Genomic DNA, 26,257 nt, shown 5'->3' with positions numbered 1-26,257 from the left:
AGCATTCAGATTGGCCCTTACCGTCTCGACAATCCGCTGATTGTCGCGCCGATGGCTGGGATAACCGATCGTCCTTACCGTCAACTTTGCCGCCGTATGGGGGCAGGTTTAGCAGTATCGGAGATGCTTTCAAGTAATCCCAAAATCTGGGGTACAGAAAAATCGCAGAAACGCATGGACCATTCAGGTGAGTCCGGTATCCGCTCGGTGCAAATTGCCGGCGCAGATCCAGATCTGATGGCCGAAGCTGCGCAATTTAATGTCGCCAATGGCGCCCAAATTATTGATATCAATATGGGGTGTCCAGCCAAAAAGGTGAACAAAAAATTAGCCGGCTCAGCATTACTGCAGTATCCGGAACTGGTAGAAAAAATCATCAAAGCCGTGGTAAACGCGGTCGATGTACCAGTCACGCTAAAGACCCGCACCGGATGGGCACCTGAGTACAAAAACGGCGTCGAGATTGCCCGCCTGGCTGAACGTAATGGGATCCAGGCAATTGCTATACATGGTCGTACGCGAGCATGTATGTATAAGGGGAATGCGGAGTACGACACCATTGCTGCGATTAAGCAGTCAGTGTCTATTCCTGTTATTGCCAATGGCGATATCGATAGCCCGCAAAAAGCACAGCAGGTTTTAACCGACACCGGCGCGGATGCGCTGATGATTGGTCGAGCCGCTCAAGGACGACCGTGGCTGTTTAAGCAGATTGCTCACTATCTTCACTGTAATGAGCTACTGCCTGATCCGCCGGCACAGGAAATACGCGAAATCGTGTTAGCGCATATTGATGCGTTACACATATTTTATGGAGATGTGATGGGTCCACGGATCGCCCGCAAGCATGTGGGTTGGTATCTGGCGGAGCTTGATCAAACCAGAGAATTTCGAAGCAAATTTAACGCTTTGATATCAGCTAAGGATCAGCTGCAGGCGTTAGATGCATTCTTTGCATTAGAAAATTAATCACAATTTATTAAGCGAGCTAAGGCGTATGTTTGAGACTAATCTGAAAAATGAAGTAATGGGTACTGTTAATCAAATGCCAAACACTTCTTCCAATGCGCAACCTCTCCGCGAATCCGTTAAAAAAGCGATGCGCAACTATCTGACACAGTTAAACGGTCAGGACATCAATGACCTGTACGAGCTGTTCCTGTCGGAAGTAGAAGCGCCGTTGCTTGAAGAAGTGATGACCTACACCCGTGGTAATCAGACTCGTGCCTCAAACCTGTTGGGCGTCAACCGCGGTACGCTGCGTAAGAAGCTCAAAAAGTACGGTATGAACTAAAATAGTTTGCTACAGGGTCCAATCGGACCCTGTTGTCTATCTGGAGCCCATGCTCCAACACGGGAAGCCTTTTCGCCTCCCCCTATCAAATGAGTTGAGGAATGTTACTCGATGGAAGCTGCTAGACCGATCCGCCGTGCGCTTATCAGCGTTTCAGACAAGACCGGTATCGTAGAATTCGCCCGTGCGCTGGCCGAAAAGGGTGTAGAAATCCTGTCTACTGGTGGTACTGCCCGCCTGCTTGCCGAACAAGGCATCGATGTCATTGAAGTCTCTGATTACACCGGGTTCCCTGAGATGATGGATGGCCGGGTAAAAACCCTGCATCCAAAGGTCCACGGTGGCATCCTGGGTCGTCGTGATCAAGATGATGCAGTGATGAATAGCCATGGCATCAACCCAATCGATATGGTTGTCGTTAACCTGTATCCATTTGCAGCCACAGTCGCTAATCCTGACTGCAGCCTCGCCGACGCAGTCGAGAACATCGATATCGGTGGTCCAACTATGGTGCGCTCTGCAGCAAAGAACCATAAAGATGTCGCTATCGTCGTCAACGCATCAGATTACAACCGCGTACTTGGCGAAATGGATAGCAATGAGGGTTCATTGGCCCTGGCGACCCGTTTCGATCTTGCTATCGCCGCTTTCGAACATACTGCAGCCTACGATGGCATGATCGCTAACTATTTCGGCACCAAAGTTCCTAGCTATGGTGACACCGACGAGAACAGCGAAAATAGCCAGTTTCCACGTACTTTCAACAGCCAGTTCATCAAAAAGCAGGATATGCGCTACGGCGAGAACAGCCACCAAGCCGCTGCTTTTTATGTTGAAAAGGATCTACAGGAAGCCTCTGTTGCATCAGCGAAGCAGATCCAAGGTAAAGCCCTCAGCTACAACAATATTGCCGATACCGACGCCGCGCTGGAATGCGTGAAAGAGTTCGAGCAACCAGCCTGTGTCATCGTCAAGCATGCGAATCCGTGTGGCGTGGCGTTAGCTGAGACGCAATTGGAAGCTTACGAACGCGCTTTCAAAACGGATCCAACATCAGCATTTGGCGGTATCATCGCTTTCAACCGTGAACTCGATGCCGACACCGCTGAAGCGATTGTCAGCCGTCAGTTTGTGGAAGTGATCATTGCGCCAACAGTCAGCCCTGCGGCGGCACAAATCGTCGCAGCGAAGAAGAATGTTCGCTTGCTCGAGTGTGGCCAGTGGGATAAAACCACCACTGAATATGACTTTAAACGAGTCAACGGCGGCTTGCTGGTACAAGATCGCGATCAAGGCATGGTGACGCTGGACGATTTAACCGTGGTAACCAAGCGTAAGCCAACCGACAAAGAGCTGCAGGATCTGCTGTTCTGCTGGAAAGTGGCTAAATTTGTTAAATCAAATGCCATTGTTTACGCCAAAGATAGCATGACGATCGGTGTTGGCGCGGGTCAAATGAGCCGTGTATATAGCGCCAAAATCGCTGGCATTAAAGCGGAAGATGAAGGTCTCGAAGTCGCCGGTTCAGTGATGGCTTCAGATGCTTTCTTCCCATTCCGTGATGGCATTGATGCCGCAGCGAAAGCGGGCATTAGCTGTGTTATCCAGCCTGGCGGCTCTATCCGCGATGATGAGGTGATTGCAGCGGCGGACGAACATGGCATGACCATGGTGTTCACCAACATGCGTCATTTCCGTCACTAAAATAGTTGGCGTCCTAATGTTGGACGCTAAATTAAAGAGACGCGGGTTAGCACAAGCTAACCCTACAAAACCGCAGCAGCATTGCCGCGGTTTTTGCACATATAATCCGACCGATTAGCCCCATATTGAGGGAGATAAGAATGAACGTATTGGTAATTGGCAGCGGTGGCCGTGAACACGCCTTAGCATGGAAAGCGGCGCAATCTTCCGACGTCAGTAAAGTCTTCGTCGCGCCAGGCAACGCAGGCACAGCTTTAGAACCAAAGCTAGAGAATGTCGCCATTGGCGTCAGTGATCAGCCAGCATTAATCAAATTCGCTCAAGAGAATGATGTCGCACTCACTATCGTTGGCCCAGAAGTGCCTTTGGTTGAAGGTGTAGTCGACGCATTTCAAGCGGCAAACCTCAAAGCTTTCGGTCCAAGCCAAGGCGCAGCCCAGCTGGAAGGCTCTAAAGCCTTCACCAAGGACTTCCTTGCCCGTCACAGCATCCCAACAGCCGAATACGCAAACTTCACCGAGATCGAGCCAGCACTGACCTATCTGCGGGAAAAAGGCGCGCCTATCGTCGTTAAGGCTGATGGCTTAGCCGCTGGCAAAGGTGTGATTGTTGCCATGACACTGGCAGAAGCTGAAGATGCGGTACGCGACATGCTTGCCGGTAATGCCTTTGGCGATGCCGGCCACCGCGTGGTCATTGAAGAGTTCCTTGATGGTGAAGAAGCGTCGTTCATCGTCATGGTCGACGGTAAGAATGTGTTACCGATGGCGACAAGTCAGGATCACAAGCGCGTCGGCAATGGCGACACCGGCCCCAACACCGGTGGAATGGGTGCTTATTCACCAGCCCCAGTAGTCACCCCTGAGATCCACGACCGCGTGATGAACGAAGTGATCATGCCGACAGTGAACGGCATGGCAGCTGAAGGGAATACCTATGTCGGCTTCCTCTACGCCGGTTTGATGATCGCTGCCGACGGCACACCGAAAGTAATTGAATACAATTGCCGTTTCGGCGATCCAGAAACTCAACCGATCATGCTACGTATGCAATCTGATCTGGTGACACTCTGCCTAGCAGCGATTGCTGGAGAGTTGGATCAGCATGAAGCCAAATACGACAACCGTGCCGCTGTCGGCGTTGTATTAGCCGCAGGTGGTTATCCTGGTGACTATGCCAAAGGTATTGAGATCCACGGTTTAAACAGCAACGAAGTCGCCGGTGAGAAGATCTTCCATGCAGGTACGGCTGAAAAAGATGGCGCTGTTGTCACTGCTGGTGGTCGCGTCCTATGTGCCACGGCCCTCGGCAATACCGTGACCGAGGCGCAACAGCGTGCTTACGCGCTTGCTAAGCAGATCAGCTGGGATGGTATGTTTTACCGCACAGATATTGCCTACCGCGCAATTGAACGGGAACAACAGAGCTAAACACGCGCTGTTTGACGTATATAAAAGGCCAGCTATTGCTGGCCTTTCTCATATCAGTCAGTTATTCCTGTCTATTCTAAAGTCGTTAAACTACCTGTTGGTCAATAAAATTAAGGGCAAACTCACTTAACGGTTTTGGATGGCCAATATTAAACCCCTGAACAAAGTCGATCCCCAGATCACAGGCACTTTGATAGACAGCGTCATTTTCAACATATTCAGCCACCGTCTGCATTCCTAAGACGTTACAAACCTGATGTATCGATTGTACTAATGCCAGATCTTTCGGATCTTCATGCATGGTGCGTACAAAACCGCCATCTATCTTCACAAAGTCCACCGGCAGAGATTTCAGATAGCCATATGATGAGAAGCCGCTACCAAAATCATCCAAGGCAAAACGAAACCCCTGGTTACGCAAGCGCTTAAGTAACTCGATCATTTTCTGCTGGTTACGTATCGCTGCACGTTCAGTAATTTCAAAGCAGATACTGCTATTAGGGATACGGTAACGATGGCATAAACTGGCTAAATAGGGCTCAAACTTATCACTGCCTAGCGTTTCTGTAGACAAGTTGATACTGACCCGGCTATGACTCCAACACTCTGGATGACGGGCAAGCCATTGATAAACATGCTCCAACACCCAGTGGTCGAGCTTTTCACATAGATGGTAACGCTCAGCCGCGGGGAGAAAGCTATCCGGTAATAACAGCTCTCCATTAGCTTCTCGCATGCGTACCAAGACTTCAATCCGCTTCATACCCTCTGTCGTCGGCGCCAGCGGCATGATCTCCTGATAGTAAAGTTCGAGCTTATCGGCGTCAATCGCATCATTGATCTTGATAGCCCAACGAGGGGCTTGCTGATGATCGGTCACCTCTTGATTATCAGCATCATAGAAACAGATATTATTACTTCCAGGTAACTTAGCCCCACGACAAGCAGCGTCAGCTTCCTGCAGCACCGCTTTTAATTGAGTCTGTTCTGGGCGCAAAAAGCTCACTCCGATACTGGCGCCAACGGAGTAAGCACTGGCCCCCCAGTACACACTCACCGACTCAATCTCCTCACTGATCTTAACCATCACTTTGCGCACTGCATCAATATCGATATCTCGCAATACCAAAGCAAACTCATCGCCACCCATTCTGGCCAACAGATCCGTCTCACGAATGCAGCGACGAATAGCATCAGAGATCTCACGCAGTAAACGATCACCGACACCATGGCCGCAGTTATCATTCACTAACTTGAAATTATCCAAGTCAATGTAACAAACGGCATGCTCGCCTGATGTTAACTCTGGACTTAACAGACTGATCATCTGTTCAAAGCGCCCACGGGTATATAAGCCAGTGACAGGATCATGACTCGACTGATGTTGTAGCTTCTCTTTTAATAGCTCAGCACTACTGATATCTCGAAGCACCAGCACGGCGCCGGTGATCTCATCGGCTGCCCCCAGAAGAGGGGAAACCGTTTGCTCAATACTAACGGACCGACCAGCAATCTGTAGGCGACGCATACTACGCTGAGTGGTTGCGCTAGGCATATCAGCAAACATCGCAATCTGTGGTGCTAGTGACATGCCATCGACGCTTTGTAAGACCTTGTCGATTGGCAAGCCAACCCCTTGCTCCTGCGTCAGCTGCAGCAGCTTCTCGGCAACCGGGCTCAAATAAGTAATGCTGCCACGGCTATCAGTACTGATCACAGCTTCACCAATAGATGCCAGCGTGGTTCTGGCACGCACTTTTTCCTTAAAGAGGGAATCCATCAAGCGATTAAACTTTTCGCCTAATATTTTAATTTCACGACTTTTACCGACGATAATTGGCTGACACTCTTCGGCATCCGCGTCTATCGCGTTCACTTGCCGCGTCAAAGACGCCACTGGCGCAGCCACGTATTGACGGATAAACAGGTAAAGTGCAGCCAAAAGTGCCAACAAGCTACAAATAGTGATCACTAAGTAGCGTTCGATCCCTTCCGCACCAAACAGAAACAGGGAGCGATCCATCGAAATAGATAGCTCAAATTGCGTATCATGATCGAGACCATAAAGGGTTCGAGTGACCCACAGCGAACTTTGTGTCCGATCTAGCTGGGTATCATTATGGCTCTGAAGCTTTTGTGGCCCTTGATGTGGCTGCAAGTTAACGCTGTAGCCCATGGCCTGCGAAATCCGAAACAGTAGCTGGGCATCCACCCGTTCTGCAAACACTAAATAGCCCGCCGTTGTACCATTAATATTGGCGTCATCTAACGGTCGAATCGCTCGGATCGTTAACATCATCGGCGCATGATCGAACTGCACCATTCCAGTGATCGTCTTACGTTCCAGTTCCGATGCCTGCTGTTGGATCCTATGTTGGATTTTCTGCTTTATATTGGCAGGCACAGTGGCATTAACAAGGCCACTATCTGTGTCGATGAAACGCTCAAATAAAACAGAGACATCAGCATCAAAAAACATCACCAGATGCGAGCGGTTAAACACCAACAGGTCATCAGGGAAGTAACCGGTTTCAAACGCCTTAGAAGGGGTGACAACATACTTCACCAGGTCCGGCTCTTGCGACCATTCAAAGCCCCATGTTTCTAAGCGCTGCAGGTAAAACTCAAATTGATTGTATGTTTGTCTGAGATGATTTTCCGCGACCATATGCTCAATACGCTGCAAGGTATCGAGTAGCAGCCCGCGAGAAGCTATCCAGAGGAAAAGCAGGGCTGGCAAACAGATCATGGCCAATAATGTGAAGAGTCGCCGCGTCAAAGACATGAGTAAAGAAACACCAATGAGTGACTGTGTCTAAATTCAGGCGACAGTGTACCCTATATTTTTACAATCGGTTAACAAAGCGTCATTATTTTTTCTTTCGCGCCATTATTTTGTCACTCAACCCAATGCAGTAGATCCCTGATCACTGACCAACGGGGCTTTTTATCTACTGCTCCGCCACCCAAAATCCAAAAGTCATATTGCGATTGGATATCACCATTAGCCCGTTTCACAGTTATCCAACTATTAAGCATATTCAACAAATCCGTGTTGCGTTTAGCGACCACATAACCAGTGGCAAACTGATTACCCTGTTGAGTGGGTAAAACCACGCCATAACGAGGATGCAAAATACTCCAAGCGTAGCCAGATTCTGCACTGATCAAAAGCGCATCATAGGCTTCTGGTTCCTGAAAGAACTCATCATAAGAGGTTAACGCCACGGTATCGATCTGCGGCAAGCGTTTTTGGAGCAGATCCAACTCACGAATATGCTCCACAGTCGCCAAGGTAAACCCTTCATGCTCACGGAGCTTGGCCATTGAATCGAACTCCCGCAGGCGGTAGTCCATCGCCATGAGCGACAAGTTCAATTCTAAAACCGGCTTGGTAAAGCTCATGTGCTGAATATCATAGACATCAAGCTTGATACCCGACATCGCGACATCGAAATAGCCTTTGTTTAGTGGTATTCGCAAGTTATCTCGGACAAAAGGAATAAACTCAACTTTGACCCCTAGATCTCGCGCCAACTGGTGAGCCAAAGAGATATCAAAACCAACTAACTGACCATCACGATTAAAAAATGAAAACGGCACATTGGTCGGACTGTAACCCACCCGCAGCACACCGCGCTTCTTAATCACCTCTATATTCGTCAAGGCATATTCGCCGCCGGTATATGACTTGGGGATCTGCGCATACACATGCTCCGGCACCTTATCCGGCACCCGCATGGTAGACAGTTGCTCACCGATCTTATTGTCATCACCAAGAAAAATGCCGTTAACAAACCGGCTGCCATACAGAATGATAAAACTCACGCCAATACCGAATAGGGCGAACCGCACTATTCTTCCCAAGCTGATTTTCACCTGATCCTGGATCACGGCCACTGACAACAGCACAAATATTAACAGCTGCATCGCAGCAACCAGTGAGTTGAACTTACCCGTCAGAACATTGGAAATAATAAACAGCTCAAACATATCTGCTGGCAGACGAAAGCTGTCCAGCATGAAAGGGATGGCGACGTTGACACTACCAAACAAACTAAAAACACCACTGACACTAAACAGCGGCATATCGGTTATTTCAATGCTCTTGCCATTAAACCAGCCAGCAAACAATACAAACATCAGTACGGTCAGCTTGCCTACGTTTGGAAAACTGTAAGCGATGGGCATCAACACTTCGAGCATGTAATCCGTGTCTTCTTTGCGCATCCGATTCTTACGAAACAGGCGCTTTGCTCCCTCAACCAATACAGGCAGCAAGACAAATACATTACCCGTAGTAAACGCTGTCACTAGAGCATCTCGACTAACAGCCAACACCTCCCCAGTTTTAAAGGGGCTGATCGCCGCTAACATGCGCGGAAATACCCAGAATGTCAGTACCAGTGACAACACCAGGTAACTCACCAGATAGACCTGCAACGAGCCGAACTGTTCCAGAGTTAATGTGCCCGCTGCGCTGGCTGTTAGCGCAAAAACACTCACTGGCAACGTTTTAACTAATGCCCCATTAAGCTTCGACAACGCTTCAGCTAAGGTACCTAAGGATTCGAGCAACGATGTTTTGTGCTTCAAACTAATCAGTGTCACCCCCAGCGAAATCGAGAATAGAACCACTGCGGGGATAGCACCGTTGGCCATCGACTGAAACGGGTTTGAAGGGATATAGATGGATAGGAAATCCACTTCAGCTTGCGGAGTCACCAAAGAGCGACTGAAAAACGATGCCGATTCCAACGCAGGAAAAGCAAACTGGGTCAGCAATATAACGATCATACCGACCAACCATATGGCTAGCATCACTAAAGAAGCCCGCGAGAACATCTGCTTGGCATGTTCTTTGGTTAAACGACCGATACCGCCGATCAGTGAGACGACGATATATGGCAAGATCGTCATCTGCATCAACATGATCACAGCATTACCGATCCAGCTCATCCAACCGACCATCTCACCAAAGAAGATGCCCGTGAGGAAACCAAAGAACAGTGCCCATAAGATCACGGTTGAAAGAGAGAAACGAAAGTGAGAAAAACTCATTCAGATAGATTCACGGGTTAATTCATTACCATTGCACAGGGTATTGTGCTTTTCGCGCTTTGCAAGCCTCAACACAAACAGGCATGATATGGCACAGATTAAAGGCAGCGGAGAGAAGGCTGCTGATAACTGAATGGCGATCATCATTTCGCCATCTATAATTGGTTCAATTATGAATCAGATGCCGATAATGGCATCACCAGAAACAGTTCTGGAGGTAGGGTTGACTTGCGTCAACCCTACTTTCGTTGCACCAAGCCATACTTATTCGCTAGTAATTTTACTACAATTTCCGCACAAAAGTCGGACAGGAGAAAAACTGATGAGACGCCCCCTGGTACTAGGTAATTGGAAAATGAACGGCACCAAAGCCAGTAACGCAGAGCTGATCGAAGGCCTTAAAGCCGCTGCCGCTGGTGTTGATTCAGTCACCATCGGCGTTTGCCCCCCTGCAGTTTTTATTGCTCAAATCCAGGAGCTTGCGGGTGACAGCAACATCTGTATCGGTGCCCAGGACGTGAGCGTTCACGCCGGCGGTGCGTACACAGGTGAATGCTCAGCAGATATGCTGAAAGAGTTCGGTGTCAGCTACGTTTTAGTTGGCCATAGCGAGCGTCGCACCTATCAAAACGAATCTGACGAACTGATCGCCAAGAAATTCAAAGCGACTCAAGATGCTGGTTTAGTTCCTGTGCTTTGCATCGGTGAAACTCTAGAAGAGCGCGAAGCTGGCAAGCTGGAATCGGTTATCACCACTCAGGTGAATGCAGTAATCGATGCCTACGGCATCGAAGCTTATAAAAACGCAGTGATTGCCTACGAGCCAGTTTGGGCTATCGGCACCGGTGTAACAGCATCATCAGAACAGGCACAAGAAGCACACGCTCTGATCCGTAAGTTGCTAGCCGCGAAAGACGCAGAAGTCGCCGCAGGCATGCAGATCCTTTACGGTGGAAGCATGAAGCCTGGTAACGCTGCAGAACTGATGGCGATGGAAGACATCGACGGCGGTCTGGTTGGTGGAGCCTCTCTGGTAGCTGCTGATTTCGCTGGCATTTTCAACGCAGCTAAGTAAACCTGTTTAAAGGTATTCAAGCATGATTAAACGTATTGGTGTATTGACCAGTGGTGGCGACGCCCCCGGCATGAATGCTGCGGTACGTGCTGTTGTCCGCAGCGGCCTGCAGGCTGGTCTGGAAGTTTATGGTGTCAACAATGGTTTTGCTGGCCTTCACTCCGGTGATATCCACAAGTTGGACCGCTACTCTGTATCTGACACGATCAACAAAGGCGGAACATTTCTAGGTTCTGCACGCTTTCCTGACTTCAAAAAAGTAGAAGTTCGTGAGCAAGCGATCGAACAGATGAGAGAGCGCGGCATCGAGGCCTTAATCGTGGTCGGCGGTGACGGCTCCTACATGGGCGCTAAGAAGCTGACTGAGATGGGTTACCCCTGTATCGGTGTTCCTGGCACTATCGACAACGATATTGCCGGTACCAACTTCACCATCGGCTTCGATACCGCGCTCAACGTGGTAATGGAAGCGATTGACCGTTTGCGCGATACCTGCAGCTCTCACAATCGTATCTCAATCGTTGAAGTGATGGGTCGCCATTGTGGTGATTTGGCACTGTGGGCCTCAATTGCCGGCGGCGCTGAATTCCTCGTGATCCCAGAAGCTGACGCTTGGGACGAAGCCAAGCTTTTACAGCAGATCCAAGATGGCATCGCCAAAGGTAAAAAACACGCTATTGTGGTTATTACCGAGCATGTAACCGATGTAAATGCTCTAGCCAAGAACATTGAAGGACAAACAGGTCTGGAAACTCGAGCGACGGTTCTGGGTCATATCCAGCGCGGTGGCTCACCTACCTGTCGTGACCGTGTTCTGGCCAGCCGCATGGGTGACTATGCAGTACAGCTTCTGGTCGAAGGCCAAGGCGGTCGCTGCGTTGGGATCCTAGCTAACAAGCTGGTACATCACGATATTATCGAAGCTTTGGAAGAGATGGTTCGTCCATTCGACAAAGAGCTATACGATCTATCGCAACGTCTGTTCTAAACAGCACTTTGTCGATTGAACATCGACAAAACATAAAGCCGATATTACGTCCCATGTAATGTCGGCTTTTTTATTCCCTAAGCAATAGATTAAACTGCCTACTTCACTCCCCTATCAAAGACCCTCTATGACTGACCGCCTCTGTCAGCTATTAGACGAAATCAACGGTTGTCGCCTATGCGAAGCATCTTTACCTCTTGGGCCGCACCCTGTTGTCAGGGCGTCTAGCAGCGCAAAGGTTCTGATAATAGGGCAAGCTCCCGGCACCAAAGTGCATGCATCAGGTATTCCTTGGGATGACGCCTCTGGTAAACGATTGAGAGACTGGCTAGGATTGTCGCCCGAGCTGTTTTACGACGAGCAGCAAATTGCGATTATGCCAATGGGGTTTTGCTACCCGGGCAAGGGCAAACAGGGCGATCTTCCCCCTCGACCAGAGTGTGCGCCAAAGTGGCATCAGGCACTGCTGGCACAAATGCCAAACATCCAATTAACGTTACTGATTGGACAATATGCACAGCGCTATTACCTTAAAACGCCATTTAAAACACTCACAGAGAATGTTAAACACTGGCAGAACTACCGTAGTGAAGGCCAGTTTCCTCTGCCGCATCCCTCGCCAAGAAACCAACTTTGGCTGAAAAAAAATCCGTGGTTCGAAGAGTTACTTCTGCCACCTTTAAAATCGAAGATTCAGGCTCTTATAGAGAGATAGTCCGGTGATAAAATCCATGAAAACGTTACTCATCTTAGTCTTGGTTATACCATTTGTTAGCTTGACCAATGCAGAAGCTACACAGCCTGCAACAACGCCTATCGATCAACTGCTGAATACGTTTCACCAGTCTGCCGCGACAGCCAACGGCGAAGTCTATTTTTCACTATTTCATCGCAATGGGGTATTTATCGGTACCGATGCTGGCGAGCGTTGGACAGTCAATCAGTTCCAGGAATACGCACAGCCTTATTTCAGCCAAGGTAAGGGGTGGACTTATACAGCGTCAACCCGCCATATCGATATCAGCGAAGATGGTCAGTTCGCCTGGTTCGACGAACTGCTCTGGAATGAAAAATACGGGCAATGCAGAGGCTCAGGCGCCTTGATTAAGACGCCGACGGGCTGGAAAATACTGCAATACCACCTGACATTTCCCATACCCAATACGCTGGCTAAAGAGCTAACCGAGAAGATAAAAGCGCATATCACCAAAGAATAGACACAACCACCTGTTATCGTTTGTAAAGGCGCCCATCAGGGCGCCTCTGACTCTAAAGCGGCCACGATCCGCTACTTTTGGTGATATGGCTTGCTCAATTCATGCACCGCAGATACAAAGGCACCAGCATTTTCCGGTGGTACATCCAGGTGGATGCCATGACCAAGGTTAAACACGTGGCCAGAACCTTCGCCAAACTCATCGAGAATAGTGGCGACCTCTTGTCTAATCTGCGCAGGCTCGGCATAGAGCATGGAAGGATCCATATTGCCTTGCAGCGCTACTTTATCGCCAACTCGACGTCTGGCATCTGCCATATTGGTGGTCCAATCCAGTCCCAAGGCATCACAGCCGGTAGCCGCAATCTTCTCCAACCACTGGCCGCCACCTTTGGTAAACAAGGTGACAGGCACACGACGACCATCCGCTTCACGAGTCAACCCATCAACGATTTTCGCCATGTAACGCAATGAAAATTCTTCATAAGCGCGATGCCCCAACGCCCCGCCCCATGAATCAAAAATCATCACCGACTGTGCACCTGCAGCGATCTGCGCATTCAGGTACAAAATCACCGAATCAGCAAGTTTATCCAGTAAAAGATGAAGCGCCTTCGGCTCTGCAAAAGCCATCTTCTTAATCACTGAGAAGGTTTTGGATGACCCACCTTCGACCATATAAGTTGCCAATGTCCATGGGCTACCGGAAAAGCCGATCAACGGTACTTCGCCTTTCAGTTCACGGCGAATAGTGCGGACTGCATCCATCACGTAGCGGAGTGAATCCTCTGGATCAGGCACCGCTAACTTGGCTACGGCGTCATAAGAGCGCACCGGATGCATAAATTTAGGTCCTTCTCCCTGTTCGAAATAAAGCCCTAGGCCCATGGCATCGGGCACAGTGAGGATATCCGAAAACAAGATAGCTGCATCCAACGGAAAACGGCGTAGCGGCTGCAACGTCACTTCACAAGCCAGCTCTGCATTCTTACACAGACTCATGAAATCACCTGCTTGTGCCCGCACTTCACGGTACTCAGGAAGGTAACGGCCTGCTTGCCGCATCATCCATACAGGGGTGACATCAACAGGCTGTTTCAGCAGCGCCCGTAAATAACGATCATTTTTCAATTCAGTCATATCTATTCCGTTCTAAGCAGCTTGCCTGCATCATAACACTGCGCGTTGACGCACGCATTTTAACAACAGATCCGACCAATTTATGCGCAGTATCACAGTATCAATTTATGCCGATTGCAGCTTACGCTATGTGCTTGATATAAAGAGCGTGTGCTAGCGAAAATAACAAAGAAGCTCGTCAAAACGAGACTCTGTACCTTAGCCGCTTAACAGCCTCACACTCCGGTGAGGCTTTTTTATGCCCGCTGTTTAATCATTCTGTTCAATATCTGCGATCAGCTGCTCAATCAACTGCCGCGCCACGGTGTAATCATCAGGTAGCGGTGGCCACACTTCGCGTTCCGTAATCGCATACCAGCCTGCATCAGAGATCTCTTTCTGCTCGAGTACTAGGTCTCCGGCAAGATAGTCCGCAGTGAATGCCATCATTAGTGCATGGGGAAATGGCCAGGGCTGGCTAGCACGATAAGTCAATCCAGTCACCGCAATACCGACCTCTTCTGCTAACTCTCTATGCACCGCTTGTTCCACCGTCTCCCCAGGTTCAATAAATCCAGCAACAACGCTATACACACCACTCTTATGACGTTTATTCTGAGCCAAAAGTATCTGCCTATCTCGGCGCACCGCAACAATAATGCAAGGGGAAAGCCGCGGATAACAGCGATGCTTACAATGGTCACAATGCATCGCCAGTTCCCACTGCACCTGTCGCATCCGCGCACCACAACGGCCACAAAATCGATGGTTGTTAAGGAAGGTTTCCCACTGACATGCCTTACCTGCCATCGCAAACTGTTCAGCAGGTAGCCGTTCTGCTAAAGAACGTAAATCGACCATCTCTGCCTGTGCAAAAGCAGTGTCCTGCTCTAGCACCACCATGTGACACGATCTCCCTTGTAACTCGCCTAGCACCATTGGCTCAAGCTTATCTTCGCTAATCGCGCCAGGTAATGCGCTAGGTAAATCACCATTGGAGGTCAATAGGATCTTTTGGCCAAAAACAATAAACCACACACTCTGCTTAGGATTTGAGGGGTCTGTTTGATAGTGAGACAAAGTCGCTTGCTCCTTAGGCAAAGATGATGTGATATAGACAACCCGATGAAATTCGGGGAAAGTATATATAACGGCTGTATCGAATACTCGATACCTCTATCTTCCATCGGTAACGTAACGATGGCAACTCCAACGAAGAAGCAAGGAGAAGGGTAATGCTAACGCGATTGGAGCAAGCGCAAAAAGCATGGGGCGGCAGCCACGATGCCATAGACAACTGGCTAAATGAACGTCAAGACGTGTTGGTAAGCTACTGTAAATTAGCAGGGTTACCACCATACACAGCAGACAAGCAGACCCTGCCAGAAGTAGATAACATTAAACAGTTCTGTCAGCTGTTGGTGGATTACATTTCAGCTGGGCATTTCGAAGTGTACGACCGCATTGTTTCCCAATGTGAAATCAATGGTGGTAAGCACAAATTATTAGCAGAAGAACAGCAGGCTCGGCTGACTGAAACAACTCAAGCAGCACTGGAGTTTAATGACCTTTATGCTGAATCCACGGAAAGTGACGACCTGGATGGCTTCGACCAGAATATGGCAGCCCTTGGCAATGCGCTGGAAGTGAGATTTGAGCTCGAAGATCAGCTGATAGCGACACTTTTTGAAAGCGCATCAAATAAAGCAGAAACTGCTTAGCCTCATTTAGACAATATTGCTGCTGGTATGCCTCCGGCGGCAATCTTTTATGTCTGTCTGACCGAATAAAAAACCCGCTTTCATTAAAAAAGGCGCCGACATAAGGGCGCCTTTTTTAGTTGAACAGATCACATTGAATTAATGCGCGTGACCTTCATGTTCATCAGCTGCGCCAGCTTCTGCGGCGGCAGCGGCAACTTCAACATCCAATAGTTCAACTTCGAAAATCAATGTTGAATTTGGTGGAATAGTGCCGGCACCCATCTCGCCGTAAGCCAGTTCAGAAGGGATCACGAACTTATACTTTGAACCCACGTTCATCAGCTGAACACCTTCGGTCCAACCAGGGATAACCCGGTTCAAAGGAAATACTGCTGGCTGTCCACGATCCAGGGAGCTATCAAACTTAGTGCCGTCGATCAGCGTGCCAGTATAGTGAACTGTCACAGTGTCTTCAGCTTTAGGTTGAGCACCTTCGCCTTGAACCATCACTTCATACAGTAGACCCGATTCAGTGGCGGTAACGCCTTCAGTCTTAGCAAACTCAACAAGGTAGGCCGCGCCCTTTTCCTTATTTTCAACTTTCAGCACTTCAGCTTGAGTTTCACGAGCTTGGTTCAACTGGCCGTCCAAACCTTGCAATAACGTCTGGATCTCTTGATCGCTCAATTGACCGCTGTTACCTAAACCTTCAACAAAGCCCTTTTGAACCATGTCACGGTCCAATTGAATACCTAAAGCTTCATGCTCGCTCAAGTTACGGGCAATAAAGCTGCCCACAGATGAACCCAGCGCATAGGCTTGCTTCTGAGCTTCTGTTTCCAACTTGGCTGGTGCAGCCTCAGTAGCGGCATCTTGTTGGCATGCAACCAGTGCGCTTACGCCCAAGGCTATCAGTGACACTTTAAACAGTGTTTTCATTTTTTCTGTGTTCTCCGTTCCTATCATGATTCGACCATGCGCCACCAACGAAAGCTTAGCTGGCTAAAGCGTGGACATTTTGTTTTACTTTCATATACAAAACGGCGCTACTCGACTTTCCAGTCGAACGCATGAGCGCCCTATACTACCGTTTACATCATCAAGCACAAGTGATAGCGAGCGCCAATGTCTAGGTTTAACTTGATCATCACATTTATCGCTCTGACCAGCCTGATCAGCGGCTGCCAGAGAAGTGAATCACCCGTCGAACAGTTCGAACACGCCGTTGGAGGCGCCTATACTGCCGCACTCTCTGAAGATGGTCGCTATGCGATAGTCTCATCGAATCAGCATGCCATTTCACTTTGGGATATCCAGCGCAATGCCCTTAAGTATGTCTGGCGCCATGAAGGCGAAGACAACTTGGTGTTAGCAGCAGATATCGCTGATGACAACAGCTTTGCCGTCACCGCAGATGTTAATCGTTTCGCGATCTGGAATATCAGTACAGGCGAATCGGTCGGCTTTTGGCAGATCCGCGACTCCAGCATCAGAGACGTTGCCATCTCCAAAGGTGGACGCTATGTACTCATAGGCAAAAGCAGTGGTGTTGTTGTTCACGTCGATATAGACACAGGGCGGCGCATAGAGTTCCTTGGCCACCAAACCAAAATTAACAGTGTCGATCTTTCCCCAAATGGGCGCTATGCCCTGTCTGGCAGTAATGATTACGTCGCTTACCTCTGGGACACGCAGACAGGTCAAGCGGTGTATCGCTTTGTGCATGATTCCAGAGTCAGTATGGTTGCCTTAGACCATCAAGGCAGATATGCCTTTACCGCCGACAGTAAACGCGGCTCCAGGATCTGGGATCTGAAAACAGGTAAAGAGATAAGCCAGCTTAAATTTGCTCAACGGCAGAATATCTTTAGCGCCGTCAGGTTTTCTGACGATGGAAAATACCTTGCCACCGGCTCCCCCTCTCGGGTACTTGCGCTTTGGGACGTAAGCAGTGGTAAACGGCTACAAAAATGGTACGTCACGCCAAGAAAAGATACCCGTCCGCAAAGCGCGGTGGTGTATGCTGTCGCCTTCCAGGATTCAAACACCCTGATCACCGAAAGCTCCAGCGGGTTCGCCGAATTTTGGCCGATTGATATCCCGCAATAATTAACACCAGCAGGCTGTAACAAGATGAGTCAGACAGACGTCGAAATACGAATTGATGAACTGGAAAGCAAACTCGCTTTTCAGGAAGATACCATCCAGCAACTCAGTGAAGTTTTAGCCAAGCAGGATGAGACCCTGCGTACAGTAGAGCGGCAACTGAAGCTGATGGCTGACAAGTTCAAAAGCATGCAAAGTCATCAGATCGCCAGTGAAGCGGAAGAAACCCCGCCGCCACACTATTAATGTCGCAGACTCTGCCCATTAATTAAAAAACCGGCGTTTGCCGGTTTTTTTGTTGTTGAACCTTGGATCAATCCGGCTTAAATATGCCAATCAGTTGATCATCAGCCACCGGGCCGCCACTCTCGCCTTGCTCCGGCCGCAATGCATGATAATCACAAGCAACACAAGCGATCTGCTCTACATCATCTTCAAAATAAACCATGATGGTGTCTTGCTGCTGACACTCCGGGCAGGTGGCTCCGGCAATGAATCGTTTACGTTGTCGCGCCATATCAACTCCTCTTGGCTTATGCGCAACAGTGTACCGATCCAGCAAGGATCTGCCAGCTCTGTCGCGGCCAAGCGACATGAGGTAAACTTCTGCCCCACTATTCCTGCACTGTTGTTGTCATGATCCAACTTAATCAGGTAGAGCTGCGCCAAGGCGCTAAACTACTGCTCGAAAACGCCAGTTTCACTCTGTTTCCCGGTCACAAAGTTGGCCTAGTCGGTGCTAACGGCTGCGGTAAATCCTCTTTGTTGCAGCTACTTAGGGGTGAAATCAGCGTTGATGCCGGCGATATTCAGGTGCCAGCTCAATGGCGTATTGTCAGCGTCAAGCAGGAAACACCAGCATTGCAGAAACCAGCGATCGAATATGTGCTTGATGGCCATGTGGAGTATCGACGCCTATGTGATGCCCTAGCGGCGGCAGAGGCGCACGCTGAAGATGGCCACGCCTTAGCAGAGCTGCACAGCGCGTTTGAAACCATTAATGGTTACCAACTGCCTGCAGAAGCTGCCCGCCTGATGTCTGGCTTGGGATTTGAAGAAGCCCAACTGCAGAAGCCAGTATCAGATTTTTCTGGTGGTTGGCGCATGCGCTTGAATCTAGCGCAAGCCCTATTAATGCCTTCTGATGCATTGCTACTCGATGAGCCAACTAACCACTTGGATCTCGATGCCGTAATCTGGTTTGAGCGTTGGCTACAACGCTATCCCGGCAGTGTCATTCTGATCTCACACGATCGAGACTTTCTCGATGCGACCATTGGCGGGATCCTCAGTATTGCCCATGGCGAGATCACCCAGTACACGGGCAATTACTCCTCGTTTGAACGCCAGCGGGCCGAACAACAGTTGCAGAAACAGATCGCTTTTGACCGGCAACAGCAAAAAAGAGCTGAACTGCAGGGCTTTATCAACCGCTTCAAGGCCAAAGCCAGCAAGGCGAAACAAGCGCAAAGCCGGATTAAAGTGCTGGAAAAAATGGAAGACCTACTGCCGGCCCATCAAGCCTCGCCGTTTAGTTTTCAATTTCCACCGCCACCCCATATGCCCAACCCACTAATGTCACTGGATCAAACTGATATTGGCTATAACAACACGCCGCTGCTGACCAACGTCAACTTAATGTTACTGCCAGGCAGTCGATTGGGTTTGCTCGGACATAATGGTGCAGGTAAATCGACCCTCATCAAACTGATGGCGGGCAAGCTAGCACCATTGAGCGGTGGGATAGTAGTCAATCAAGGCGTGCGCCTCGGTTACTTTGCCCAGCACCAATTGGAAGCGCTCGACAGCCACGCTTCTCCGCTACTGCATCTGCAACGACTGGCACCGAAAGAGCGGGAACAGGTGTTGCGAGATTTTCTCGGCCGCTTCGGCTTTATTGGTGATCAAGCGCTCGCACCGGTTGCTCCTTTTTCCGGTGGTGAAAAAGCGCGTTTGGCCTTGGCCATTTTGGTATGGCAGGCACCCAATCTATTGCTACTGGATGAGCCGACCAACCACCTCGATCTCGAGATGCGCCATGCGCTCACCATGGCATTGCAAGCCTTCGAAGGCGCTGTCGTCATCGTCTCCCACGATCGCCATTTGCTAAAATCATGTTGCGATGAGTTTGTGCTAGTTGATAGCCAACAAGTCACCGACTTTAGCGGTGATCTGGATGAGTACCAGCAATGGCTACTGAGCAGCACCAAGGTTGCCTCAGATCTGGACGGTACTGAAGGCAGTAGTGAAACTGCCCCGGTAAAAATAGATCGAAAAGCACAGAAGCGATTGGAAGCCGAGTTCCGGCAACAAACCAAAGCCACACGCAAGCGCATAGAAAACTTAGAAAAATTGATGGAAAAGAGCACTGATTCATTGGCAACAATAGAGCAGCGTCTCGCCGAGCCATCACTTTATGAGGCCGAAAACAAAGCCGAACTAAATCAATTGCTTTTGCAACAGGCCGAACATAAGCAGACACTGGAACAAAGCGAAGCGGAATGGCTCGAGTTGCAAGAGCAACTAGAAGAAGAAACAGAACAATTTAGGGAACAATTAGATGGAACTGGAAGCAGATAGTTTTTGGCAGGCCTCTTACAGCCATTATCAACAGCCAGACGTAAAAGACGCTTGCTTATGGCTACAGGATGAAAAAGGCCTCAACGTTAACTTACTCCTGCTTATCTGTTGGGCAGCGGAACAGGGCATTGAATTAACACCTGTAGAGATCGACACCATGTTAACGGCTGCGGCTGAGTGGCATGAGCAAAATATAGCGATGATCCGCCAGTTACGCCGTGCCACAGAAGCGGCAACCTGGATGGATGATGATAAACGTGAGCAGTTGAAACAGAAATTACTGGACAGCGAACTGACCATGGAGCGCATCGAACAGCAGATATTAGTGGAACAGCTAAAGAGACTTGCTCCTGCCCAAAGAAACAATGCACGAGCCGAACAAAGTTTCTGGAACTACCTGCTACACCTCAACATCCCATTAGACGAAGAGATTCAAGCCAAGTTTGGCCAACTGCTGTGATCCTGCCCTGTCATCTGCTGTGCCAGCCGAGTGGCATTTCTTGCCACCATGGCATAGATAGATAACTGCGGATTTGCGCCTAAACTCGTCGGGAACATCGAACCATCCATGATCCACAGATTATCTAAGCGGTGATAGCGACCATCTGAATCGATCACCGAGCTCACTGCATCATTCCCCATCGCGCACCCCCCCATCACATGAGCAGAGGTCAAGGTAGTCTGACGCGGTGCCATCGTTAGTTGCTTAATCGCCTGCTGTGCCTTTTTCCAACTGGGAAACATCTCAGCAGATTCATGCATGGGTAGAACCGCTGTCGCCCCTGCAGCAAACTGCAGTTCAGCCATTCTCAGCAGGGCATTCCGGGCGCTTTTCCACAGGTAGTCATTGAGCGGATAATCGAGACGCGGCGCACCATCACTGCTCAATACCACATGACCGCCCTGGCTTTGCTCCTCAAAACCATCCCGCAGCAACGCCAAAGTCACTTGCAGGTGATTGAAGTCTGCCATGACATCAGCATGCCATTGACCAAAACCAACCAACTTCGAAGCGATCAAAATTGGGTGTAATGGCGGGACTTCCAGCTTGAATCCCATCTCCTCAGCTGTCGGCCAAAGAAACTGATCTGAATAGACACTTTGTGGCGCTCCACTGTGCCCATTCACCGCCTCGTTAAAGCGCGCACCACTGATCAGTACCGGATGCAAAAATGTCCGCTTACCCACCATGCCATAAGGATCAGGCAACGAGGAGCGCATGATGATCGCTGGCGTGCCGATAGCCCCCGCGGCCATCACCACTTGCGTCGCTCTGACTTGTACTGAAACTTCTGCCCGCGCCTTTCCAAACCGATCTAGCGGTCGACAATGAATGGTTGATATGCGATCACGCTCGCGCGCCAACCGCTCCACGCGCATATGGCTCATCAAGGTGGCACCGTTGTCCATTGCTGACGGTAATGTGGTCACCAACATCGATTGCTTAGCGTTGATCGGACAGCCCATACCGCAGTAGCCGAGGTTGGCACAGCCCATCACATTCCTGGGTATCACCTTATGAGACCAGCCTAAATGCTCACACCCCTGAGCCAATAATGCGTTGTTTTGATTCGGCGGTACCGCCCAAGGGTGTATATGCAGACGCTGTTCGACACGCTCAAACCACGGCGCTAACGCTTCGGAGGTATGCTCCTTGAGACCAAATGCTTGCTGCCAGTGTTGCAACGTATTATCAGGAGTACGCAGTGAAGTGGTCCAATTGACTGTGGTTCCGCCGCCAACACAGCGCCCTTGCAGAACAGAGATGGCACCATCCATCGTTCTGCGCCCTGCCGCCTCTTGATAGAGGTGAGGATATGCGCTGCGCTCCTCCATGTTGAAACTGCTGCTAGTGTGCAGGCCTCCCTCTTCAATGATAATGACCCGCAATCCGGCTAACGCGAATATCTCTGCAGCAAGACCACCACCGGCACCACTACCCACGACAGCAACGTCAGCTTCTAACTGCAAATCGTTACCCAGCAAAGCACCATCGATATGCTTTGCTCCGGCATTTAACACTGCTGCCATCGGATCTTTCATCGGCCCGGTACCACCCATGATGGTTTCTGGTAATTAAGATAGCTCCAGTGCGATGGCTCGCCGTACCAAGCAGCCAAAACAATTTCCCGCAGCCCTTGATAAGCTTGCTGTAGCAGATCGAGAAAACTATGACGCCACTCCTGCAACAGCGTCATACGTTGTGCCATGGTAAGTTGGTCGAGCTGTTGCCATTGACCAGCAAGTGCCCAGCGACTTAAACGCCGAGACAAGAGTGAGAGCAGTTCAAAAAATTGATCGCGGCTGAATTCCGGTAGGTACTTCAAAGCAAGTTCTATCTGCCTGATCAGGTGATCCATCTGCTCAGCACGCTGATCCGTTTGCCGACTAATAACACCGTTAAGAATGACAGGTAAAAATGCCCGCAAAGCGGTTTCTTGATAGGGGTCTAACAGTTCAGCATGGCGTCGAGTGACCAAGTCACGGTCGAAATAGAGTACCGAACCGAAAGCAACTACCGTTCCGGTACCCAGCATTGTCAGTAAAAATCGACGCCTAGATATCTGATCCATCACCACCACACAGCAGGAATTCAAACAAACGTTTAGATCATTTACTCAGATTAACTCAAAAGCCGTATAATGCAATGAGCGTCATCAAGGAGAGCTACGTTTGATCGCACCCTTTAACCCCCCGTGGTGGCTCAAAAATCCCCACTTGCAAACTATTTTGCCAACCCTGCTCCGCCGCAAGAAGCTGGTTAACACGTGGCGTGAACGCTGGGAGCTGGAAGATGGCGATTTTATCGATCTTGACTGGCTAAGCCGCACAACTGCAAGTAAACAACCCATTGTGGTTCTACTCCATGGCTTGGAGGGCTCGGTGAACAGCCCCTACGCCCAAGGTATGTTGCAAGCGATTAAGCATCAGGGGTGGCAAGGCGTGCTGATGCACTTCCGCGGTTGCAGTGGCGAACCGAATCGCCTACCTCGCGCCTACCATAGCGGTGAGATCGGCGATATCTCGGCACTCATAGATAAGCTACAACTGGCACACCCCGATTCACCGCTGCTTGCCGTTGGCTACTCTCTCGGTGCGAATGTATTGATCCGCTATCAGGGTGAAAAGGGAAAGAGCTCGCCCCTCTGCGCCGCCTGCGCTATTTCACCCCCTTTGGATTTAGCAGCCTGCGCGGATCGTATCGGCCAAGGGCTATCCCGCATTTATCAACGACATCTGCTATCGAGAATGCGGAAAAATGTGCAACGAAAATTGACGAACAGCAAACTTAGGGCGCAGATGGAGCTTAACCAACAACAGATTGCTGAACTCAGAACTTTCTGGCAGTTTGACCAGCATATCACCGCCCCGTTGCATGGCTTTAGCGGGGTTGATGACTACTATCAACGCATGAGTGGTCTCAGATTTATTACACAGATCAAGCGCCCAACCCTATTGATCCATGCCGCGGATGACCCGTTTATGACCAGCGCGGTGATCCCGAAGCAGCAACAATTACCCCCTTCCTTGCAATATGAACTGTATGCTAATGGTGGTCATGTCGGCTTTCTTGACGGTGGCTTACCTTGGCGCCCAAGTTACTGGTTAGAACGGCGGGTACCGCAATTTTTTCATAGTCAATTGGAAACACAATGATCATTCCTTATCAGCAGCTCGCTCCAAACACTCTGGAAAGCATCCTCGAAAGCTATGCACTGCGAGAGGGGACGGACTACGGAATTGATGAGGTGCCTTTGCAACATAAAGTCGAACAGCTTATGCAACAGTTACAGCATGGCGATCTCTTATTGGTATGGTCAGAACTGCATGAAACAATTAATCTGATGTCAAAACAATCATGGCAACAACTGCAGCAAGAGGCCTCTACAACGCAAGCATTTAACGAAGACAGCTCAAGCTAATTCATCAGCGGGGTTGACCCCGTGAGGTTAGGTTGCGATAACTAGTGTTCTATATATGAAAGGTTAACTGCATGTCGGCTAAACATCCCATCATTGCTATCACTGGTTCTTCCGGTGCGGGTACCACAACCACCAGCACCGCGTTTGAACATATCTTCCGCCACAAAAAAGTGACGGCAGCCTTGGTGCAAGGGGATGCTTTTCACCGTTATTCTCGCCCCGAGATGGATGTCGCCATCCGCAAAGCACAAGAGCAGGGCAAACACATCAGCTACTTTGGCCCCAAGGCTAATGACTTTGGTTTACTGGAAAATTTCTTCAAGATATATGGTGAAAGTGGCGGCGGACGTTATCGTCGTTATCTACACACTTTCGATGAAGCGGTGCCGTTTAATCAAATGCCAGGTACTTTTACACCCTGGCAGGAGTTGCCGGACAACACTGATGTACTGTTTTATGAAGGCCTACATGGCGGTATTGTCACCGAAGAGAACAATGTTGCGGAACACGTTGACCTACTGATCGGCATGGTACCGATTGTAAATCTAGAATGGATCCAGAAGATCATCAGGGACACAGGAGAACGAGGTCACTCTCGGGAAGCTGTCACCCAATCAATCCTGCGTTCTATGGAAGATTACGTTAACTTTATTACGCCGCAGTTCTCCCGTACCCACGTTAACTTCCAGCGTGTACCAACCGTTGATACCTCCAACCCATTCTCAGCATCTGATATCCCCAGCCTAGATGAAAGCTTTGTCGTGATCCGCTTTGATGATGCCAGTAAAGTCGACTTTCCCTACTGCTTGCAGATGATTGACGGTGCATTTATGTCTCGACTCAATACCTTAGTGGTACCCGGCGGCAAAATGAGTTTTGCCATGGAGCTGATATTGGCACCGATGATTGAAGAGTTATTAGAAAAACGACGTAAATTGCTTGAATTCTAAAAGCGTCACCTTTTTTGACAAAAACAGCTCGGTGCTTTCCTCCTTCCTTCCCAACCAACTGATAAGTATGATCTTTATAGGTTGGCACAAGTTATGCTCATTACTTAATCGTAGAGGTAGTTTTAACGTAGTAAGGACGCTACCCCTGTAAATGGATTAACTAAGGAGCAAATATGAAGTACTTCATTAGCCTAATACTGTTATCACTCACCGTATTTTCGATTCCAGCGAAATCAGCAGTACTGGCTTTGGATACCGCGGGTGCCGATGTAGCAGTCTCTGTTGGTGATTGGGTAACCAGCAAAGGTACAGGTCTTTTTAACCCCAGAACAAATGTCGGCGGCGGTAATCTGCTCGGTGTTTTGGATGGCAGTCTTGATCAAACAACCTTAAAAACAGCTGGGTTTGGTCTAGGCTTGGGCGCGTTAAAAGTTTGGAGTGGTGCTAACGTAATGTACAGCGGCAGCTCTGTGAACAAATATGTTGCCACTTTCCTCGGCACTGATGCGAGCTTCGATAATCAGCTTTATGACTTCCTGCTTGGTGGTGACCAAGTCTTCAGTAACAAAACAGCTAAGTCTGGTGAACAGTCAGAGATTGATCCCCCGGATAGCCAACCTGATGGCTATCTAGACTTCGCGTTTTACGTTACGAATACTGGCAAGTCCGTATCAAACGGTGCAAATTCTGCGGATGAAACCGGAATCGGTCCTAACTTCCTGGTATCTGACGTATTTAAGTACAACAACTGGGAGCACGTTTTTGTATTTTTAAATGATACAGGGGCAGGTCCAGATAAAGATGCTGATGATATGGTCGTGTTACTGTCTATAGACGTACCGACTCCTTCCACCACCCTAATATACGCACTTTGCTTGTTAGGTCTGGCAGGTTTGAAGTTTAGACGTCGTTAAGCCATGTAAGCAAAACGATTGCATAGTTAAAAGGCGCCGATATGAGGCGCCTTTTTTAATTAGCAGATTGTCCCGTCCTGAAATAGGTTTACACATTGGAGACCTATTATGGAAAAGCCAATCCCTTCAAAAAGAAAGCGCACTCAGTGCGATTATTCACTAGCCTTTAAATTGTTAGTCGTTGAGCAAGTTGA

At 49.3% G+C, this 26,257-nt stretch carries 25 protein-coding genes; 17 read left to right on the top strand and 8 right to left on the bottom strand.

Annotation, left to right across the window (positions count from 1 at the left end; genetic code table 11):
- Positions 1 to 3: 3 nt before the first annotated feature.
- From dusB to purD, 4 genes are all read left to right on the top strand, one after another.
- Complete coding sequence (gene dusB / locus DU002_RS18125; RefSeq protein ID WP_199405281.1) at positions 4 to 969, top strand: tRNA dihydrouridine synthase DusB; 966 nt, start codon at positions 4 to 6, stop codon at positions 967 to 969.
- Between the two features lie 28 nt (positions 970 to 997).
- Positions 998 to 1,294 carry a DNA-binding transcriptional regulator Fis gene (gene fis, locus DU002_RS18120; RefSeq protein WP_114339869.1) on the top strand — a complete coding sequence of 99 codons (297 nt, stop codon included), beginning with the start codon at positions 998 to 1,000 and terminating at the stop codon, positions 1,292 to 1,294.
- Between the two features lie 111 nt (positions 1,295 to 1,405).
- A complete protein-coding gene (gene purH, locus DU002_RS18115) occupies positions 1,406 to 2,998 on the top strand; it encodes a bifunctional phosphoribosylaminoimidazolecarboxamide formyltransferase/IMP cyclohydrolase (protein WP_114339868.1) in 1,593 nt (530 codons plus the stop codon).
- A 140-nt stretch (positions 2,999 to 3,138) separates the two neighbouring features.
- Positions 3,139 to 4,428, top strand: coding sequence for a phosphoribosylamine--glycine ligase (gene purD, locus DU002_RS18110; RefSeq protein ID WP_114339867.1), 1,290 nt, complete (start codon positions 3,139 to 3,141; stop codon positions 4,426 to 4,428).
- A gap of 85 nt (positions 4,429 to 4,513) precedes the next feature.
- Here the strand turns inward: purD and DU002_RS18105 are convergent, their stop codons facing one another.
- Both DU002_RS18105 and DU002_RS18100 read right to left on the bottom strand, forming a co-directional pair.
- On the bottom strand, positions 4,514 to 7,213 hold the full coding sequence (locus tag DU002_RS18105; RefSeq protein ID WP_114339866.1) for an EAL domain-containing protein: 2,700 nt from the start codon (positions 7,211 to 7,213) through the stop codon (positions 4,514 to 4,516).
- A 113-nt stretch (positions 7,214 to 7,326) separates the two neighbouring features.
- A complete protein-coding gene (locus DU002_RS18100; protein ID WP_114339865.1) occupies positions 7,327 to 9,489 on the bottom strand; it encodes a cation:dicarboxylate symporter family transporter in 2,163 nt (720 codons plus the stop codon).
- Between the two features lie 322 nt (positions 9,490 to 9,811).
- Here DU002_RS18100 and tpiA point away from each other — a divergent pair, with 322 nt between their 5' ends.
- The 4 genes from tpiA to DU002_RS18080 all read left to right on the top strand — a co-directional run bounded on the left by tpiA (position 9,812) and on the right by DU002_RS18080 (position 12,769).
- On the top strand, positions 9,812 to 10,564 hold the full coding sequence (gene tpiA / locus DU002_RS18095; RefSeq protein WP_114339864.1) for a triose-phosphate isomerase: 753 nt from the start codon (positions 9,812 to 9,814) through the stop codon (positions 10,562 to 10,564).
- Positions 10,565 to 10,586: 22 nt separating this feature from the next.
- Complete coding sequence (gene pfkA / locus DU002_RS18090; RefSeq protein ID WP_114339863.1) at positions 10,587 to 11,552, top strand: 6-phosphofructokinase; 966 nt, start codon at positions 10,587 to 10,589, stop codon at positions 11,550 to 11,552.
- Between the two features lie 127 nt (positions 11,553 to 11,679).
- Entirely contained in the window at positions 11,680 to 12,267 is a 588-nt protein-coding gene (locus DU002_RS18085; protein WP_114339862.1) for a uracil-DNA glycosylase family protein, read from the top strand.
- 16 nt (positions 12,268 to 12,283) lie between these two features.
- Positions 12,284 to 12,769: a nuclear transport factor 2 family protein gene (locus tag DU002_RS18080; RefSeq protein WP_114339861.1), complete on the top strand. Its 486-nt coding sequence runs from the start codon at positions 12,284 to 12,286 to the stop codon at positions 12,767 to 12,769.
- Positions 12,770 to 12,840: 71 nt separating this feature from the next.
- On the opposite strand, the gene hemE is transcribed toward DU002_RS18080, so the two are convergent.
- Positions 12,841 to 13,908 (bottom strand): uroporphyrinogen decarboxylase, encoded by a 1,068-nt coding sequence (hemE, locus tag DU002_RS18075; RefSeq protein ID WP_114339860.1) that lies wholly within the window; start codon positions 13,906 to 13,908, stop codon positions 12,841 to 12,843.
- 249 nt (positions 13,909 to 14,157) lie between these two features.
- Positions 14,158 to 14,967, bottom strand: coding sequence for an NAD(+) diphosphatase (gene nudC / locus DU002_RS18070; RefSeq protein ID WP_158538137.1), 810 nt, complete (start codon positions 14,965 to 14,967; stop codon positions 14,158 to 14,160).
- A gap of 155 nt (positions 14,968 to 15,122) precedes the next feature.
- Between nudC and rsd the strand changes: the two genes are divergently transcribed.
- Entirely contained in the window at positions 15,123 to 15,608 is a 486-nt protein-coding gene (gene rsd / locus DU002_RS18065; protein WP_114339858.1) for a sigma D regulator, read from the top strand.
- 138 nt (positions 15,609 to 15,746) lie between these two features.
- Here the strand turns inward: rsd and fkpA are convergent, their stop codons facing one another.
- Positions 15,747 to 16,529 carry an FKBP-type peptidyl-prolyl cis-trans isomerase gene (gene fkpA, locus DU002_RS18060; RefSeq protein WP_114339857.1) on the bottom strand — a complete coding sequence of 261 codons (783 nt, stop codon included), beginning with the start codon at positions 16,527 to 16,529 and terminating at the stop codon, positions 15,747 to 15,749.
- Positions 16,530 to 16,715: 186 nt separating this feature from the next.
- On the opposite strand from fkpA, the gene DU002_RS18055 reads away from it, so the two are divergent.
- Together DU002_RS18055 and DU002_RS18050 are read left to right on the top strand one after the other, a co-directional pair.
- Complete coding sequence (locus tag DU002_RS18055) at positions 16,716 to 17,699, top strand: WD40 repeat domain-containing protein (RefSeq protein WP_114339856.1); 984 nt, start codon at positions 16,716 to 16,718, stop codon at positions 17,697 to 17,699.
- Positions 17,700 to 17,723: 24 nt separating this feature from the next.
- The gene (locus DU002_RS18050) at positions 17,724 to 17,942 is read left to right on the top strand and encodes a SlyX family protein (protein WP_114339855.1); all 219 of its coding nucleotides are present in this window, start codon (positions 17,724 to 17,726) and stop codon (positions 17,940 to 17,942) included.
- A 67-nt stretch (positions 17,943 to 18,009) separates the two neighbouring features.
- Here the strand turns inward: DU002_RS18050 and DU002_RS18045 are convergent, their stop codons facing one another.
- A complete protein-coding gene (locus DU002_RS18045; RefSeq protein ID WP_114339854.1) occupies positions 18,010 to 18,213 on the bottom strand; it encodes a YheV family putative zinc ribbon protein in 204 nt (67 codons plus the stop codon).
- 119 nt (positions 18,214 to 18,332) lie between these two features.
- Here DU002_RS18045 and DU002_RS18040 point away from each other — a divergent pair, with 119 nt between their 5' ends.
- Positions 18,333 to 20,276 carry an ATP-binding cassette domain-containing protein gene (locus DU002_RS18040; protein WP_114339853.1) on the top strand — a complete coding sequence of 648 codons (1,944 nt, stop codon included), beginning with the start codon at positions 18,333 to 18,335 and terminating at the stop codon, positions 20,274 to 20,276.
- Positions 20,257 to 20,736 carry a TIGR02444 family protein gene (locus DU002_RS18035; protein ID WP_114339852.1) on the top strand — a complete coding sequence of 160 codons (480 nt, stop codon included), beginning with the start codon at positions 20,257 to 20,259 and terminating at the stop codon, positions 20,734 to 20,736. The genes DU002_RS18040 and DU002_RS18035 overlap by 20 nt, the downstream gene beginning before the upstream one ends.
- Here the strand turns inward: DU002_RS18035 and DU002_RS18030 are convergent.
- Together DU002_RS18030 and DU002_RS18025 are read right to left on the bottom strand one after the other, a co-directional pair.
- Positions 20,709 to 22,337 (bottom strand): GMC family oxidoreductase, encoded by a 1,629-nt coding sequence (locus tag DU002_RS18030; RefSeq protein WP_114339851.1) that lies wholly within the window; start codon positions 22,335 to 22,337, stop codon positions 20,709 to 20,711. The genes DU002_RS18035 and DU002_RS18030 overlap by 28 nt on opposite strands.
- On the bottom strand, positions 22,316 to 22,849 hold the full coding sequence (locus DU002_RS18025) for a hypothetical protein (protein ID WP_147271896.1): 534 nt from the start codon (positions 22,847 to 22,849) through the stop codon (positions 22,316 to 22,318). Before DU002_RS18025 ends, DU002_RS18030 begins: the two co-directional genes overlap by 22 nt.
- Before the next feature lie 100 nt (positions 22,850 to 22,949).
- On the opposite strand from DU002_RS18025, the gene DU002_RS18020 reads away from it, so the two are divergent.
- The 4 genes from DU002_RS18020 to DU002_RS18005 all read left to right on the top strand — a co-directional run bounded on the left by DU002_RS18020 (position 22,950) and on the right by DU002_RS18005 (position 26,063).
- Entirely contained in the window at positions 22,950 to 23,933 is a 984-nt protein-coding gene (locus DU002_RS18020) for a hydrolase (protein WP_114339849.1), read from the top strand.
- Complete coding sequence (locus DU002_RS18015; RefSeq protein ID WP_114339848.1) at positions 23,930 to 24,199, top strand: YheU family protein; 270 nt, start codon at positions 23,930 to 23,932, stop codon at positions 24,197 to 24,199. The genes DU002_RS18020 and DU002_RS18015 overlap by 4 nt, the downstream gene beginning before the upstream one ends.
- Positions 24,200 to 24,270: 71 nt before the next feature.
- Positions 24,271 to 25,149 carry a phosphoribulokinase gene (locus tag DU002_RS18010; RefSeq protein WP_114339847.1) on the top strand — a complete coding sequence of 293 codons (879 nt, stop codon included), beginning with the start codon at positions 24,271 to 24,273 and terminating at the stop codon, positions 25,147 to 25,149.
- A 173-nt stretch (positions 25,150 to 25,322) separates the two neighbouring features.
- On the top strand, positions 25,323 to 26,063 hold the full coding sequence (locus DU002_RS18005) for a hypothetical protein (protein WP_114339846.1): 741 nt from the start codon (positions 25,323 to 25,325) through the stop codon (positions 26,061 to 26,063).
- Positions 26,064 to 26,257: the final 194 nt, after the last annotated feature.

Source organism: Corallincola holothuriorum (genome assembly GCF_003336225.1).
GTDB classification, from domain to species: Bacteria; Pseudomonadota; Gammaproteobacteria; order Enterobacterales; family Neiellaceae; genus Corallincola; species Corallincola holothuriorum.
This window is presented reverse-complemented; position numbering and strand designations above follow the sequence as displayed.